13 protein-coding genes and 1 pseudogene are annotated in these 16094 nt (G+C 56.9%); 11 read left to right on the top strand and 3 right to left on the bottom strand.

The window, feature by feature from the left end:
* The first annotated feature begins 835 nt into the window (after positions 1-835).
* The 5 genes and pseudogenes from ltrA to BHMPCIPO_RS31270 all read left to right on the top strand — a co-directional run bounded on the left by ltrA (position 836) and on the right by BHMPCIPO_RS31270 (position 6263).
* A complete protein-coding gene (gene ltrA, locus BHMPCIPO_RS31290; RefSeq protein ID WP_210266764.1) occupies positions 836-2350 on the top strand; it encodes a group II intron reverse transcriptase/maturase in 1515 nt (504 codons plus the stop codon).
* Positions 2351-2382: 32 nt separating this feature from the next.
* A pseudogene (locus tag BHMPCIPO_RS31285) lies at positions 2383-2859 on the top strand (Y-family DNA polymerase); the annotation flags it as partial.
* A 74-nt stretch (positions 2860-2933) separates the two neighbouring features.
* Positions 2934-4286 (top strand): PAN domain-containing protein, encoded by a 1353-nt coding sequence (locus BHMPCIPO_RS31280; RefSeq protein WP_246304774.1) that lies wholly within the window; start codon positions 2934-2936, stop codon positions 4284-4286.
* A gap of 272 nt (positions 4287-4558) precedes the next feature.
* On the top strand, positions 4559-5737 hold the full coding sequence (locus BHMPCIPO_RS31275; RefSeq protein WP_312033085.1) for an ImmA/IrrE family metallo-endopeptidase: 1179 nt from the start codon (positions 4559-4561) through the stop codon (positions 5735-5737).
* 10 nt (positions 5738-5747) lie between these two features.
* Entirely contained in the window at positions 5748-6263 is a 516-nt protein-coding gene (locus tag BHMPCIPO_RS31270; protein ID WP_173520698.1) for a DUF4411 family protein, read from the top strand.
* Positions 6264-6480: 217 nt separating this feature from the next.
* On the opposite strand, the gene BHMPCIPO_RS31265 is transcribed toward BHMPCIPO_RS31270, so the two are convergent.
* Positions 6481-7176, bottom strand: a complete 696-nt coding sequence (locus tag BHMPCIPO_RS31265; protein ID WP_173520697.1) for a hypothetical protein — start codon at positions 7174-7176, stop codon at positions 6481-6483.
* A 698-nt stretch (positions 7177-7874) separates the two neighbouring features.
* On the opposite strand from BHMPCIPO_RS31265, the gene BHMPCIPO_RS31260 reads away from it, so the two are divergent.
* The 6 genes from BHMPCIPO_RS31260 (at position 7875) to BHMPCIPO_RS31235 (ending at position 14077) form a co-directional block, all read left to right on the top strand.
* Positions 7875-8906, top strand: coding sequence for an IS110 family RNA-guided transposase (locus BHMPCIPO_RS31260; RefSeq protein ID WP_173519203.1), 1032 nt, complete (start codon positions 7875-7877; stop codon positions 8904-8906).
* Between the two features lie 227 nt (positions 8907-9133).
* Positions 9134-9823 carry an FRG domain-containing protein gene (locus BHMPCIPO_RS31255; RefSeq protein WP_173520696.1) on the top strand — a complete coding sequence of 230 codons (690 nt, stop codon included), beginning with the start codon at positions 9134-9136 and terminating at the stop codon, positions 9821-9823.
* A gap of 168 nt (positions 9824-9991) precedes the next feature.
* Complete coding sequence (locus BHMPCIPO_RS31250) at positions 9992-10939, top strand: pPIWI-associating nuclease domain-containing protein (RefSeq protein ID WP_173520695.1); 948 nt, start codon at positions 9992-9994, stop codon at positions 10937-10939.
* Positions 10940-11135: 196 nt separating this feature from the next.
* On the top strand, positions 11136-12014 hold the full coding sequence (locus BHMPCIPO_RS31245; protein WP_173520694.1) for a hypothetical protein: 879 nt from the start codon (positions 11136-11138) through the stop codon (positions 12012-12014).
* Positions 12015-12066: 52 nt separating this feature from the next.
* A complete protein-coding gene (locus BHMPCIPO_RS31240) occupies positions 12067-12825 on the top strand; it encodes a TIGR02391 family protein (RefSeq protein ID WP_173520693.1) in 759 nt (252 codons plus the stop codon).
* Between the two features lie 187 nt (positions 12826-13012).
* The gene (locus BHMPCIPO_RS31235; protein WP_173520692.1) at positions 13013-14077 is read left to right on the top strand and encodes a trypsin-like peptidase domain-containing protein; all 1065 of its coding nucleotides are present in this window, start codon (positions 13013-13015) and stop codon (positions 14075-14077) included.
* A gap of 120 nt (positions 14078-14197) precedes the next feature.
* Here BHMPCIPO_RS31235 and BHMPCIPO_RS31230 read toward each other — a convergent pair whose 3' ends face one another.
* Entirely contained in the window at positions 14198-14737 is a 540-nt protein-coding gene (locus tag BHMPCIPO_RS31230) for an RloB domain-containing protein (protein ID WP_210266757.1), read from the bottom strand.
* Positions 14738-14760: 23 nt separating this feature from the next.
* Positions 14761-15990: an AAA family ATPase gene (locus tag BHMPCIPO_RS31225; protein WP_173520690.1), complete on the bottom strand. Its 1230-nt coding sequence runs from the start codon at positions 15988-15990 to the stop codon at positions 14761-14763.
* Positions 15991-16094: the final 104 nt, after the last annotated feature.

Genomic DNA, 16094 nt, shown 5'->3' with positions numbered 1-16094 from the left:
CAATATTTGGGAGGTCGTTTGCGGGAGCGGACGCTAGATGTTCGCCATTAGATGGCGATGGGCTGCGAGCGCATGCAAACGCCGGAGGGTGACAAATGCGGCGCGCACTTCCCATGTCTGGACGATACAGATGGTCCTGATGGAAGCTAGGCGATGACAAACGACGAACGCAACGAGCGCCCGCGCAAGATCATACATGTGGACATGGATGGTGCGCCGTGAAGGCGCGAGAGAGGGTGAAATATGACTTAGACATCATCTCTCAAGCTTGCTGATTTTCGACCGACGGCTGAAATGCCGTCTTGGCTGTAAGAGCAACAGCCGAAAGGGGGCCGAGAAGCTCGACCGGGCGTCGCCGGTTGGGTGTCATAAGCAGATCGGCCTTAAATGTACCGGGTGCGAGCCACCACTCGTAGGTCGGGCTACCGCAGTGTCTATGACGAGACAACGAAGTGAGCGCCGGAAGCCTCTGTATTTATCCATACCGCCTCCGCTGGTGTGATGGCACCGGAGGTAACGCGATCCGAAGCGGCAGGGTTCAGTCCATCTCTGCTGCTGGGCACGGATATCGTGCTCGGGACAGGAACGGCTCTCTCAGCCTGTCCTCAGCGTCGCCAGGGGTAGAGCTCGCCGTCTAACGGCACAAAGGTTGGAGATCGGAACACGGGAACTCGGATCGTCTGCCCGGAACGGAACCGGGCTAGCCTCGACGGCAGGAGACGGACGACACCGAGGGCGGAGCTTTCGTAGTAGTCGGAGCGCGGGAAAACCGCGCACAGGGCGAAGGAAAGCAGGAAGACGGTAGGTTTGCACGACGGAGAAGCAATCTGTGGACATGGATTATCAGGCCGATGAGGCTTGGGTACTCGGCGTTCAACGCAAACTTTATCAGCAGAGCAAGGCAAACCCCGACGAAGCGTGGCTCGATCTCTGGGGGTGGCTTACAGACGCCCGCATGATCCGTCATGCCTGGCGGCGCGTTTCGACCAACAAAGGTAGGCGCTCCGCCGGAGTCGACGGGATCACCGTGGACCGCGTCCGGCAAAGGATCGGTGAACAAGCGTTCCTTGATGGAATTCGGCGGGAATTGCGCTCTGGCGCATACCAACCGAGTCCATCACGGCGGAAGCTCATCCCCAAGCCGGGCAAACCGGGGCAATTCCGACCCTTGGGCATTCCCACGGTGAAGGATCGCGTCGTTCAAGGCGCGGTCAAAGCAGTTCTCGAGCCAATCTTCGAGGCCCAATTCTGGCCTGTTTCCTACGGGTTCCGGCCCGGAAAGAGCACCCACGGGGCCTTGGAGCATATCCGGCTATCGCTCCTACCGCGCAAACGGGACGAGGACAGCCGACGTCACCAGATGCCGTACAACTGGATAATCGAAGGCGACATAAAGGGCTGTTTCGACAACATCAATCACCATCATCTCATGGACAGGCTGCGCGCTCGCGTGGCCGACCGGCGGGTGACGGGGTTGGTGGGGCAGTTCCTCAAGGCCGGTGTCCTAGCGGAGGACCAATTCCTGCGCACGGACAACGGCACGCCACAGGGAGGGATCATCTCCCCGTTGCTGGCCAACATCGCGCTGAGCGCGATCGAGGAACGCTACGAGAGATGGGCCTATCACCGTTCGAAACTCCGGAACCGCCGCCTCGGCGACGGGGCAGCGGCGGCACTTGGCGCACGAGGACGGGATCGCCGGCTAGGACGCTGCGTGTTCTTTCCGATCCGATATGCCGATGACTTTGTCGTGTTGGTGTCAGGCACGGAGGAGGATGCCATTGCGGAGAAATCCGCATTGGCGGATCACCTTCGGCGGACGACCGGCCTCGAACTGTCACCGGAAAAGACCAAGATCACGGCAGTGACGGAAGGATTCGAGTTCCTCGGATTCCATGTCGCGATGCGCTGGGATAAGCGTTACGGATATTTCCCCCGTATCGAGATTCCCAAAGCAAAATCCGCTGATCTGCGCCACAAGATCAAGGTCCTCACCAAGGTCAACACGAACTTGGTGTCTCTTGGGCGCAAGCTCGACGAACTGAATCTCATCCTTCGCGGCTGGGCTGGCTACTATCGCCACTGTGCCAGAGCCGGAAAAGTGTTCACGGCCATCGACTGGTTCGTGACACGCCGTATCTGGTGTTGGCTTCGAAAGAAGCGCCGAAAAGCACGGGTGCGCGACATTATGCGGTCCTTCGGGCCGAGCCGTCGCCGACCGGCAAGACGACTGTGGCGAGAGGGTTTGCACGAGCAGTACATCCTCGCGTGGACTCCTATCCGCCGCTTCCTTCTTGGCTGGATGAAAACGCCTGCATTTGCCATGTCTTCTGGAGAGCCGGATGCGTAACGAAAGGCGCACGTCCGGTTCGGCGAGAGGCGGTGAGAAACCGCCCGCCGCGAGGCGGGTTAGGCGCTCACCGCCTACTCTACCCCTTCTATGCATCAGTCGAACAGCGCGACAATCCGGAACTCAGGGGCCTGCCGGTTGCCGTCGGCTATCCTGCCGCCCGCGGCGTAGTGGCTGCCGCCAGCTACGAGGCACGCAAGTTCGGCGTTCATTCGGCGATGCCTTCGGTGACCGCAAAGCGCAAATGCCCCGACCTCATCTTCGTCAGACCGCGCTTTGACGTCTACAAGGCCGTCTCGTTGCAGATCCGCGCGATCTTCGCCGAATACACGCCTGACATCGAACCACTCTCACTCGACGAGGCGTATCTCGACGTCACCGAAAACCTGAAGGGTATGGAGATCGCCACCGAGATTGCCGCGGAGATCCGCGCGAAGATCAAGCAGGTCACCGGCCTCAATGCTTCGGCCGGGATTTCCTACAACAAGTTCCTCGCCAAGATGGCATCCGTTAGAACATGCATCCAACTTGCCGACCGAGGTCTCTCATCTGTTGCGACATTAACCCTTATGGCTTTTTTGTGTTGCAACTTGAACTTGATAGATGTTCTCTGAACATAGAGAGCACCAATCTTGCCGAGGTTTCAATTCGCCTCATCCGAGCAATGGCGTTTTCCTTGGCCGTTGTGCTTGGATATCATCCGGCACTGGCCGGCACGAAAAAGTTTGGCCCCTTCTCCTTCGACGAGGGCGACCCAAGTGTCATCATCCTCAAAGGCGAAATCGATCTCTATTCCGCTCTGAATTTCCGGCGGGCGCTTCATGCTTCGCAGAAAGCCAGGTTACTGGTGCTCGATAGCATCGGCGGCGCGGTGCAGATGGCACTGTTGATCGCCGACGACGTGCACGAGAAGCGCCTATCCACCTTCATTCCGGCGGGGAAAGGTTGCTACTCCGCCTGCGCCTTCATTTTTCTCGCCGGCGTCGACCGCCAAGTGGACGGTGAGCTTGGGGTCCACCAGATCTCCAGTGAATCGAACGACCTCGTGAGCGCCCAGCTTTCAATCTCCGACATCATCGACATGCTCGCTCGCTTCGACACGCCGGCAGAAGTCATGACGACGATGTTCAAGACCCCGCCGTCGCAAATGCATGTGTTCTCGAGCGAGGAAATTGGCCGCTACAAGCTCAACCGCAAGGGCTCGGCGTCAGCGTCGACTGAACCCGTTCCCTCAAACCCGACCGTCACCCTCGAGGGCGCGCCACCTTCGACGGCAAACTCCAACAGCGACACCGCCTCCGAACCGAGCGGCCAACAGCGTGCCGCTGCCAATCCTGCGCCGGCCGGCCTCGGACAGAGTGAGAAATTGTCGGCGATCGAGGAGTTTGCCCGCAAGCCGACGCGCATTGCCGTTTACACCGGCCTTGACCTGTTTGGCGATGACCTCGCAACAAAGAGGACGATCGATCTGGCGGAATGCGCCAGGAGCTGCCTAGAAATGAACGGCACCTGTAAGGCTTTCACCTTCAATGCCAATCCGAAGATAGTGCGCGGGCCGAACTGCTTCCTGAAGGCAGATGAGGGCCGTGCGGACGGCAACGCGGTCGCTATCTCGGGAAAGTTCCTTGCGAGCGCGGATCCAGACCCGACGTCGTTCAGCATGGGCACGATCGATCCCAAAAAAGCGCTATTCGAAGACGTCGACCTGCCCGGAGGTGATATTGGCGTGCGCCCATCGATCTCGAACGCAACGCCCCTTCAGTGCCGTTTGGCTTGCATCGACAATGACCGCTGCGTCGCGTTCACCTACATCAAGAAGAAGCGGGAATGTTGGATGAAAGGCGCCGTCGGCACGCCTCTCTTCAAGTCTGGCATGATATCCGGTGTGAAGACATTCCAAACCTTCGCGCCAGCGAGGATTATTGGACTCGACTGACGCGGCGTCGCATCTCCCGCCTTGATGGGAGCGGAACCTGAGACCCCGCCATCCGACATCTGTGCAGTTGAATGGATTCGAACCGCGGACGACGCAAATTATCCGTCTTCTGGGAACCGATCTCGCTCTGCGTATTTATTTCCATGGAGGGCCTTTCCCACATGCTAGGCAAAAGACAGTTCGGCCTATATCTGTTGTAACGGAGCGTTTGCCTTTCTGCTGATATCGTGGCTGGCAACGCAGGCAGCTAGTAGAGGAACCAAGTGCCGAAGGTGAATCCGGCGATCCTCCGCTGGGCTCGGGAAACTGCCGGGCTAACATTGGAGGAAGCGGCCGAAAAAGTGGGTATTGGGGCGGCGCGCGGGAAAACCGGCGCTGAACGCCTTTCTGTGCTCGAAGGCGGAGAGATCGAGCCTTCTAGGCCCGTTCTCTTAAAGATGGCAAACCAGTATCGCCGGCCTCTTCTCACTTTCTATATGGCGGAGCCGCCGCAGGCGGTCGCGCGCGGCGAGGATTTTCGCACGCTTCCCGATGATTACGCGCAGCGAGACGAGGCATTGGTTTCTGCGCTTCTACGTGAAGTGCGGGCGCGCCAGGAAATGGTCCGGAGCCTGCTGGAGACTGAGGACGAAGCCGTTCAACTGCCGTTCGTCGGCTCCTTCGACAGGCGTGACGGAGCTGATGCGCTCGCCGGTCAGATCATTCAGACGCTGTCTTTCAATCTGCAGGATTTTCGGCGAAGCCAGAGGCCTGGCGGGCCGAAGGGCTTTGCCTATCTACGCGAACGGGTCGAGGCGGCTGGCATCTTCGTCCTACTAATTGGCAATCTCGGCAGTCATCACAGCACCCTGAATGTCGAGTTGTTCCGCGGCTTTGCGCTCGCCGATCCGGTGGCGCCTTTCATCGTCATCAACGATCAGGACAGCGAGACTGCCTGGTCCTTTACGCTTCTGCATGAACTGGCTCATATCTTCCTCGGTCAGACCGGCGTGAGCGGATCTAAGGCCGGAACACCAGTCGAAATTTTCTGCAACGACGTGGCTGGGCGAATCCTACTTCCGGCTGCCGAGCTTTCGCAGGAACGCGACCTAAGAGAGGCGCCGCAGGCCCAGGTCATCGCGCGCATCGAAGCGATCGCGACGAACCGGCAGGTCAGCAATTCCATGGTTGCCTACAAGCTCTTTCGAGAGGGACTGATCGGCCAGGACATGTGGGCGGCCGTCACGAGCTTCTACCGGCAGCAGTGGATCCAGAACCGCAGTGCTACTCGCGCGAAGGATAGTGACCGGGGACCCAGCTACTATGTCGTTCGCCGGCATAGGCTCGGTAATCGACTGCTAAAACTATCTCGCCGGATGCTCACCGAAGGAGCCCTGTCCCCGTCCAAGGCAGCCGCCATCCTCGGAGTCAAACCGAGCAACGTCTATACCCTGACCGAGACTGCGGCTTGAGGCGTTCCCTGTGTACCTGCTCGACGCGAACGTCTTGATCACCGCAAAGAACCAATATTATCCGCTCCAGCGGATCCCTGAATTCTGGGATTGGCTCTCGTATATGGGCGAGGCCGGGGGGATCAAAATGCCACTCGAAATCGTAGAAGAGATTACCGGTGGTTCCGACGATTTGGCAGAATGGCTCAGTGACGAGCGCAACTACGAGCCGCTCCTGCTCGACGAGGAAGTGGATCCCGCACAGGTTCAGGCAGTCATGGACAAATATGCACCTGACCTCAATGAGGCTGAGATCATTGAAGTGGGTAGAGATCCGTTCCTGATCGCGTACGCCCGGGCGGCTCCGGAAAATCGCATTGTCGTGACGGTCGAGGCTTCCAAACCGAGCTGTAAGAGAGCAAACAGGCGAATTCCTGACGTTTGCAACGACCTCGGCGTCCAGTGGTGTAATAGTTTTCAGATGATGGCAGCACTCGACTTTACTACTGGCTGGCGGGCGCGCTCGGGCGCCCGAGCGTTCCCCTGAGCAAATGATATTGAGGCGCGAACGGACGTGACCCTCTGCGAAGACAGCGCCGGTTCCCGTTGATACATTATGCGATCTCTTTGGCCCAAACCGTGAACGTCACGGCAACAAGTCGTGCGGAGTGCCCGCCCCGCCGTCACTGTACGTGATCGTATGCAGCTGGCGGCCGACCCTTGGAGGTATCCCGGTCAAGTGATGACGTTTCTGCAAGCCGAGACTAGGATTTTTCCTGTCGACCCATTCGCCATTCGAAAGCCTTGCCTTCACGTCCGATGATGTACCCGACGAGCTTCTCTACCTCCTCAATGGCTCGGAACAGATCCGCTTCGGTAACTTCGACGCGACGCCCGAACCAGGAGACGGGATCCTCCGGGTTAAGATCTTCCTTGTCGCCACCTACAAAGAAGAGGCTCGGGTGCTTACGGGTCGTAGGCTCATCGTAGTACGCGTCGAAACCTGCGTAGTCGTCCGTGTGCTGGGTAAGGTTGCGAGCCAGAACCACCTGCTCAATGATCGCAAGATCTGCGGGGCAGTCGCTCCAGTCGGTGTCGAGAATTTCGGAGAGGACCCCTTTATAGCCGTTGACGAATCCTTGCTTGAAAAGGGTCTTCTTCGCCTTGGCGCTCGGCCTGAATCCAAATTCGCGCTCGAAGTTCATGAAGGCGATTTTGAGTGAGTTCGACAGCATCGAGAGACATGAGTAGCCCAGCACGTTTAGCGCCATCTCGGCCTGCAGCCATTCCGTTAGATATGGCGGTTCGCCGCTTTCCATGTCGGACCCGCGCGGCGGCTCGTCAAAAGGCGGCGTTTCCTCGTCAATTGCTCTCTGGATTTCAACGAACGGCTTACGTCCTTCGCGGTAGTACATACGGATGAAGTTGGTGCGCAGGTCGGCGAAATATTTAACGTCCATGGAGTTCCTCGCGAACCGATGAAACGATCAGCCGGTTCTAAACCGGCGGTACGCGTCGAATACAGATGACATGCCCAGCGCTGGCCTTCTTCGCGATGCAATACTCTAGTGTTTTCACCTCGACAGGCGACACCTCACAAGCATTCGCCACTTCTACAATCAGCATCACTCTATCGTAAGTGGATAATTTACCCGACCACGCGATCTTAGCGTCCATCGCGCGCCGCTTGCGCTCACCGCTGGAAGACACACGGCGGGACGAACTACATACGCCCAAGAACGGTGTCCGCTTACGAATTTTGGGGGGAATAAAATGCAGAGCAAGCCCAGCGTGGCCAAGAAGAAAGAACCGACCGGCATCGAGAGCGTAACTCAATTTCTCACTGAGATTTACAGACTAGACCCCTCCGCGGGCGTCCGCTGCTTTAGAGGAGAGGCTGATGCGCGCTGGAGGCTGATGCCTTCAGTGATGAGGAACCTCCGCGTGGACGCAGAGAATAACATCTTTAGCGAGTTGATGGCAGAAGCACCGAACGAGTTCGCAGACGATCGAAGCATGTTCGGACGCCTAGTACGTGCCCAGATGCCGTAATGGGCCGGCACTCCTCGCATAGCCAAGAAGGTGGCTGTCCCTCAGAGTGATGATGTTGAAACGGGGTCCGATGATCTCGGCCCCAAGCATCAAGCGAGGGACAACCATGGACTATTATGCAGGAATTGATGTGTCGCTGGAACAGAGCAGCATCTGCGTCGTGGATGGGTCGGGCAAGATCGTGCGTGAGGTGAAAGTGGCGAGCGAGCCTGAAGCGCTGTTGCAGCTTTTTGCCGATCTGGAGCTGCCGATCGTCACGATCGGCCTGGAAGCAGGACCATTATCGCAGTGGCTGCGCGCTGCACTTGTCGAGGCGGGCCAGGATGTGGTGTTGCTGGAGACGCGGCATGTGAAGGCGGCGCTGTCAGCGATGACCGTGAAGACAGACCGCAAGGATGCTCGCGGGATTGCACAATTGCTGCGCATGGGCTGGTACCGCCCAGTGCATGCGAAGTCTGCGAATGCCCAAGACGTTCGGGCGCTTTTGGTCGGTCGCAAGCTTTTGCAGGCCAAACTGCTTGATGTCGAGCTCAGCATCCGCGGGATCCTGCGGGGTTACGGGCTCAAGGTTGGCGAGGTGAGCCGGGGCCGTTTCGAGGCGCGCATTCGCGAATTGATCGAAGGCCATGAGATGCTTGGGACGGTGATCGGGGCGATGTTGCAGGCACGGGGTGCATTGTGGAACGAGTTTACCCGGCTGCATCGCGCGATGCTGAAGATTACCCGCGCCGATCCTGTCTGCCAACGGCTGATGAGCGCCCCTGGTGTTGGAGCCTTGGTAGCCATTACCTATCGCTCGGCAGTCGACGATCCGGGTCGGTTCGAAAAGTCCCGCACCGTCGGTGCGTATTTTGGACTGACGCCCAAGAAATACCAGTCGGGAGAGACCGACATCGACGGCGGAGTAACCAAGGTCGGCGATGCCATGGTGCGCACTGCGCTTTATGAAGCGGCGCATATCATGCTGACGCGTGCCACGCGGTTCTCTGCCCTGAAGCGCTGGGCGCTGGACGTGGCGAAGCGGCGCGGTATGAAGCGAGCCAAGGTGGCGCTCGCCCGCAAACTCGCGACCGTCCTTCACCGCATGTGGGTTGACGTCAGCGCGTTCCGTTGGGGTAAGGATACTGTCGCCCCGTAAAGGCGAGATGAGATTACCGAAGCAGGCCGCCGACGGCGCTGCTTCTCCGAGGTCCCGTCGCTGGGACGAGGGCTTGGCAAGGTCGGGAGTAGTGCTGTGAAGGCTTCGGCAAATCACGCGTCCTAGATTGACCTGCCGGCTTAAGGATCTGATGGCATGGTGTGGCAGTCTTGGTGCTGACCACGGACAGAAGCATGATCCTGGCGGCGTGATGATCACGGAGGGACTTGACGAGCAAGGGCCCATTACAGAAGCACTACGGCTTGCCCACGCGCCTTCTCGACGTCTCCCTTAACCCATTGGTCGCTCTCTATTTCGCGTGCTCGGACGAGCCCCAAATGGAACACGACGGTAAAGTTCTCATCTTGGATTTCAGAAAGACGAACGTGCGCTATCCGGACAGCGACACAGTCAGCCTAATATGTAATCTCTGTCGCTTGACAGACGAGGAAAGACAGGAGCTGAAAACTGCGGGTTTGAACAAAAAGCTTCCCGACGAAGAATTTCAGAAGCTTCCTAGCGCTGAGCGACTAGCTCACTTCGTGCGCATGGAGAAGCCCTACTTTCTTAACAGGATGCGATCGGCCGACTTCCGCAAATATTTCTTTGTTTATCCGTCTAAGGCAAACAAGAGAGTGACCGCGCAGTCTGGTGCCTTCGTCGCCGCTGGGCTTCTCTCGTACAAGTCAACAGAGAACATAGTTTCGTTCCAACAATCAGTCATAAATGTCCCCGCGTCTGCCAAACCGGACATTCTTAAAGAACTTGATATCCTGAACATTAACTCTCGGTCAATGTTCCCGGAGATTGAGTACACATCGAGGTATATTAAGAGAAAATGGGAAAATGAGCGATCGTCAAACATAGAGGATCTCTTCGGTGGCATTTTTGCCAACTTTTTTGAGAAAACTAACTGACGGTTTGTTCTTACCTTGATAAGAACTTATCTAGTTATATTTACAGAAGGCAAATGGAGAGATATGTGAAGAAATTTGATTCTTAGCTGTGGACAAAGCAGCCGCTACTTGTTTCAGCCTCCCCCAACCCCTACTTTCAATTGTAGCAATCCGGTTCGGGGGCACATTATGGTCCGCAAGGTCACGCCAGCTCAGTACAATGCCATGATCAGGCGTTATAACGCGGAGGTCGATCGAATAAACAGGGCAAACCGCGCGGCCGCTCAGAAGGCTGTGCGGGAATATAATGCCGAGGTTGATCGCGTTAACCGGCACAACAAGCGGGTCGTGGATGAATACAACCGTGCGATCCGTCAGCACAACCAGAACACCCAGAGTGCGGTCCGCAAGTATAATCAGGCTGTGAGAACCCACAATGCAAACGCGCGCAAAGAGCGGCATGATTTAGCAAGGCAAATTGCCACGCTTAAGAGCGGCACTAGCTCAAGCCGGTATATCGACGTCAGCCAATCTACTTACGATATGTATGATCGTTTCGAGAAGGTCGAACGCGAGGCTCAGCACAATTCCGCTGTCTCGGACCTGCTCACACTTTCCGAGCGGGAAGCGGCGAATAGCATTGCGGTAGCGGAAGCCTTCAATTCGGAAGCTCCGGTCGTGCCTGAGGTGATCTCCGACTCAGGAATCATTGAATATCTGCAGGGCTTTTCCGAAGATCTATGTGATCGCTGGAGGGGGGCCATTTTCGCCCTCAACCCGGCGAATACAGACGCCGCACGCCATTTCTGCACAAGCGTCCGGGAGATCTTCACCGAAATTCTCGACAAGTGGGCCAACAATGACGATGTGTTGGAGGCAGATGGCGGCTGCGAGAAGACGCCGCAAGGCACTCCGTCACGGAGGGCGAAAATCCGTTACCTGCTCAAGAAGAAAGGGGCGGATTCTCCTGATATGCTCGGCTTCGTTGAAAGAGATATCGACGATATCCTACAGCTATTCAAAGTGTTCAATGAAGCCACACATGGGGCAGCTGGCAAGCATGGATTCACCAAGCTTCTGAATATCCGCCAGCGTGTAGAAGGTGGGATAATGTTCCTCGCTGCGTTGGCGCTCTGAATGCCCCTCCCACATCCAGGCGGGTTGGATCGTCGAAGCGCGAAGACGGCGGGTAGGCTATCGCAATTAGCCGCTTGCGTCGGTCGCGACGCACCTCCAACCGCCAAAACACGACTACATTGCTAGCATGAGCTTAGAGCTCGCCCATATTTACATTGGATGGCGGCTTAGTCGCGACGACGCGTAGGGAACTTCCATGAGCGAAGACGATCCGGTTGAAGGCAAGACGCCTTATAAAGTGAAGCTGTCGGATCTTAAAAGCACAGAGCCGTTGGATGTATCGGACTTAGTGGCTCGCACCGGTGCTGCCGCCGAGACGTTCAATGCTCTCCATAGCCCAGGGTCGACCGATCTAGTGACGCGCCAGTTGGAAGAAGAACAGCGCAGAATCAGGGAGCTGACTCAACCTCCGGCCGAGGTGGGAAAAATTCTCGACGAGATAGAGCAGCATCGAAAACGGATGGAAGACGCCATCGGTCCGTTGGGAGGCATGCAAAAGCTCTACAGTGACCTGGAGGCACAACGTAGCCGCATCAGCGCCATGCGCTCGCCGACCGGTTTCGCCACGGAAATTGAAGTCAAACCAATGCGTCTGCCGACCATTCCGCCGAACCCCATCCTAAATACCAATAAGAAGCTCGAGGATATCGAAGCAAAGTTTGAGCAAATGCTGACGGTCATGTCAGGTGCCGCGAACATCGCCAATGATATTCAGGGGCACGCGGCACATTTCCTAGAGAAATTTGATAAGGCTTCCGAGCAGACGGACCGATCTGCAAGAAACGCGGTTCGCGTGGCCATCCTCGCCCTATTCATTTCCGTCGTCACACCTTTCATTCCAATGGTGATCGACCACTTCTGGCCCGATGAAACACCGGCGAAACTAGAAAGTTTGGCGCGACAGATCATTGATCGCCAAGCAGAAGACCGTGTAGCAAACGATCGGCTCCTACGGGAACTGGAGCAAACCCATCGTGCTTCAGCCGACCGTGTGGCGCAGGCGCTCCGCCAGCGTGATGGCCAGATTTTGAACATGCTTGAAGATATCAGAGCGATTGCGAGGAGCTCGCACTGAATGCGCAACTATTAGCTCTCGTCGTATCCCTTGTCATCGGATTGGAGAAAGCATGAAAGACCTTGCCGCTGAGATTCCTGACGCCGATCTATTGCTGGAATTGGAGCCGGAGGAACTTGCGGGAAAGCTTTTATTCGTCCTTAGGCGAAGGTTGGCCAATGGCGCGCGAAGTGTTCATCTCGGCAACGCCCTGAATGAGGTAATCGGCCATTTCGGTAACGACGCTCCGTGGCCGGTGCAGCGCGCCGAGCCGATTAAAGTGGCGATTACAGAGGCATGGTATTGGCTGATCGCCCAGGGAATGCTTATCCCCACACCGGATGGCAATGGCCCCAACGGGTTCTCGATCGTAAGCCGACGCGGCCAGGCCTTTGAAGATGAACGTGCTTTCGCCGCGCACCAGATCTCGCGTCTGCTACCAAAGGACATCCTGCACACGCGCTTCGCTGATCTGGTTTGGTCGTCGTTTGTTCGCGGCGAGTACGACAGCGCGGTTTTCCAGGCCATGAAAGCGGTCGAGGTTTACGTTCGAGAAGCGGCCAGTTCCGGGAATGATCAAATCGGTGTCCGATTAATGCGTGATGCCTTCCGGCCTGAAGGCGGCGCGTTGACGGATACTGCGGCTGAAGCTGGCGAACGGACCGCACGTATGGAGCTTTTCACAGGTGCCATCGGATCCTACAAAAACCCTAACTCGCATCGCGATGTGAACATGGAGGATCCTGCGGAGGCTGTGGAGATCATCATGTTGGCCAATCACCTTATGAAAATCGTCGATGCGCGCGTTGCCGCATTGAATGATGTGGCCTGATGGATGTCGTGCCGGCACGTCGCGACCGCGACCATCCACTTCGTCAATGCCAGAAAGCTGGCGATGAGCCAATGGCACTGCGAGCTGCGTCTCCAGAGATGGACGGACTGTTGAACGTGTTGTTCCGAGCGTTTCACTAGTTCGGAGGCCCCGATCTTTCAGATCATCCCCAGTAGAGATCAACAATATGGCGATTGAATTCCCCCTTCAGATACTAAAATCGGTTTGGGTGAATCGCCCCGACGGGCGGTGGTCTATAGACAACGTCAAAGGGCTTACCCTTGCCTCGAAGGCTGAGGACGACCAGCGGTATTTTCTTTTGCAGGGCAACGTGGAGGTTTTGACAAACAACCCGAATGGCCGATTTGACGACGTTCTCTCCCTCTTTGGAACCACTGAATTCTTGATGCAGCAGAGCATCGTTCCCGTGGTGGCGTGGCTGGAAGGTGAAAGCGCGATCCGATGCATAGGAACTGCATCCATAATTAGCTGCACAGGCTACCTGATCACAGCTGCACATGTGCTGCTTGATCCTTTGGAAGCGGGCTACGGGGCAGTGCGTGTCGGCCGAGCAGTACAGCATCGCGACGAACTGAATTTCGGGGTCTTCATACCCTATTGGATGCAAGGCAGAGGGAGTTATCTGCAAAAGGCCTTTAGGTTCTTTCCTTTCGAAAAAATGTGGGCTTGGGGCGATTGGAAGCAAAGTCCACTTCTGTACGAAGATGATCGCTGGGAGCATCTCACTGATGTCGCTGTGTGCAAGATACCCCAGATGCCGGGCGGCCAAGCCCATCAGCCGCTGAACATGTCTCTGAACGCGTTCACGCCGGGGGAGGATGCGTATGCACTCGGGTATTCTGAGATGCCGGACATTGAGATCAATCCAGCCACCGGTCGGATCGTTGATGACGATTTTCGGCTGAACCTTTTCGTAACTGCCGGTAACATCCTGCAGACGTTCCCCCAGAACCACATTGCGAAGGAAGTCTCAACACCTGGACCCTGCTTCGATTTCAATGCCCGAGTTCCAGGCAAGATGAGCGGCGCTCCCGTTTTTGGTGCAAGGGGCGCAGTCGTTCGTGGTGTCGTAAGCCGGAGCTTCTCCGGAGAGGAGCATGCCTACGGCTCGATGCTAGGTCCCGCGATGGACCTGCCCATGGATAAGCCGGAGCTTCAAGGCCGCTCCTTGCGGCGTATGCTGCAGGAAGGAAATGAGGGGATGGCTCAAGTCCACGGCGCTGGGCTCTAGCGACTCCCGTGAAGCTATCAAGGTTCTCGGACACTTTCTGATACGGAAGCCAATGCCAGCCGGTTTCTATCATCACGTCTGACAAAGCCGCCGAGCTCCGCATGAAGCCGAGTGCGCCCTTTACAACAGCCCCACGCTGCGCAGCAGGTCTCGCAGTTCGGCCTCAACGCTTGACGCACGAAGGACGCCATCTCGATCAAGTCGGCGCGCTAGGTCCGCGCGCGACATGGGTTTTCGGTACTCCGGCCATTCCTTTTCAAGCGCCCTGATCGCGGCCGCAGAGTCTGGCGGGCGATTGGCCGTCTTGCCCATCAGGTGGCGTAGAATAACTGCCTCAAAGCAGGGTCGTTGCCAAACGATGACGATGTCATGATCAGCCGCCAAGTTACGTGCAAGTCTGGCTCGCTCCGGATCTTGCTCAGCCTGATCAGAATCGAGAAGCGCAAAGCGCTCAGCGAAGGCAGTGCGTGTCTTCTCTAGCCGCTTCAGACGTAGCACAGCCATTTGGATACGCGACAGGGGATCACCAGTTCCCGGCCCGAACTCGTCGATCTGCAAATGCACCGCGAGATTGGCTTCGCGGATCAGGTCTTGCAAAAAACTTGCGTAACCGACTTCTGACGCGCCTTCGCAGCCGATATAGATCGGTCGGCGAAGCATGATATGTGGTGGGCGTCGGCGGCTCATCCGAGGTGCGGGACCCCGCCATATGCACCACTCAGATACTTGCGGTAGTGGTTCTCGTCGCGACGCACCTTTACATCCATGAGGCTGTAAAGATGGCTGCGACCCTGCCTGTCCTTCTCGCAAATTACGATTTCCTCCTTGTTGAGGTAATCGAGCAGCGAGGCCGAATGGCAAGTAAGCCAGAGCTGTGCGTTCAGCAAGTTGCGCCCGGAAACCGAATAGAACCAGCGCACCAGTTCCGGCAGCATATTCGGATGGATGGCCGTGTCCATTTCGTCAATAGCCGCAAGACCGCCCGTTTCGAGGGCAGTTGCGATGAACGGGAACATTTTGATGAAAGCCCGCGTCCCGTGGCTTTCCATCATCCAGGGCATCTCAACTTCAAGACCTGCATGCTTGAACAACAAGAGCGGCCCGCTCTCCGTTTGCTGAAAGCGGATCCCTTCGACGCCAACGTCGATACGGCTCAGCTCATCCTTCAGAAGCGAAACGACGTTCGGCTTGTTTTTCAGGTAGTCAATCACTTCGCGATCGGCGAAGGAATGCACGGGCTCAATCTGAAAGAAGGCGTGGCGCGCCGCATCCACGAAAAGCTGCGCGCTGGGATGCTGAAATTTTGCGAAGGACGACAGCACCGTGTGATTGCCGGCGAGCGTCTTCACGAGGTGCTGGAAACCCGAAAGGCTGAAGCTCTTAGAGTCCTTCACCTTGCCCTCGGCATCTCGCTCAAACACACGTTGCCATTTCCCTTGACCATTCGGTTTCTGACGGAGCGCTTCGGACGCGATCCGCATCGCGAGCCCTTCCTTGAGCTCGATTTCCAGTTCGTAACGGTAAGTGCCTTGCTCGACCTTTTCGCCGTCCAAAGCACGCTGATGGACCTCTGGTGTCAGGTTCATCGCGCCACTAAGCTCGATCGCGAACTTAATCGGCCGATTGGCGGAAGCCGCATCGTTGAAACGCTCGATGCCAGTAAAGCCTGGGATCGTACGCGCCACGCTGTCGCGGATCATCGTCACAACGAATTCGAGCGCGCGCAGCACCGTTGTCTTGCCTGACGCATTCGCGCCGTAGAAAGCGACGACTTTCGGCACGCGTGCGTCCGCGCCGTCGAACAGGGGGGTATAACGACCCTCAGGATCAGGCACTTTTGCATCCACTGTCAGGTCGAGAATCTGCAGATCTCGGATGGAAAAGAAGTTTTCGACTTCAAGTTTATACAGCATAACGCGCCTCATTTGGCGCTAAAATAACATTATTGACGATTATTCGTCAATTATCGAATTTAGGATTGTCTTTCTCCCCGTTTTCACCGGACATTCAGCATGAG

Source organism: Ensifer sesbaniae (genome assembly GCF_013283665.1).
GTDB lineage: Bacteria > Pseudomonadota > Alphaproteobacteria > Rhizobiales > Rhizobiaceae > Ensifer > Ensifer sesbaniae.
The sequence above is the reverse complement of the archived record's forward strand: the minus strand, read 5'-3'. Positions and strand labels throughout refer to the sequence as shown.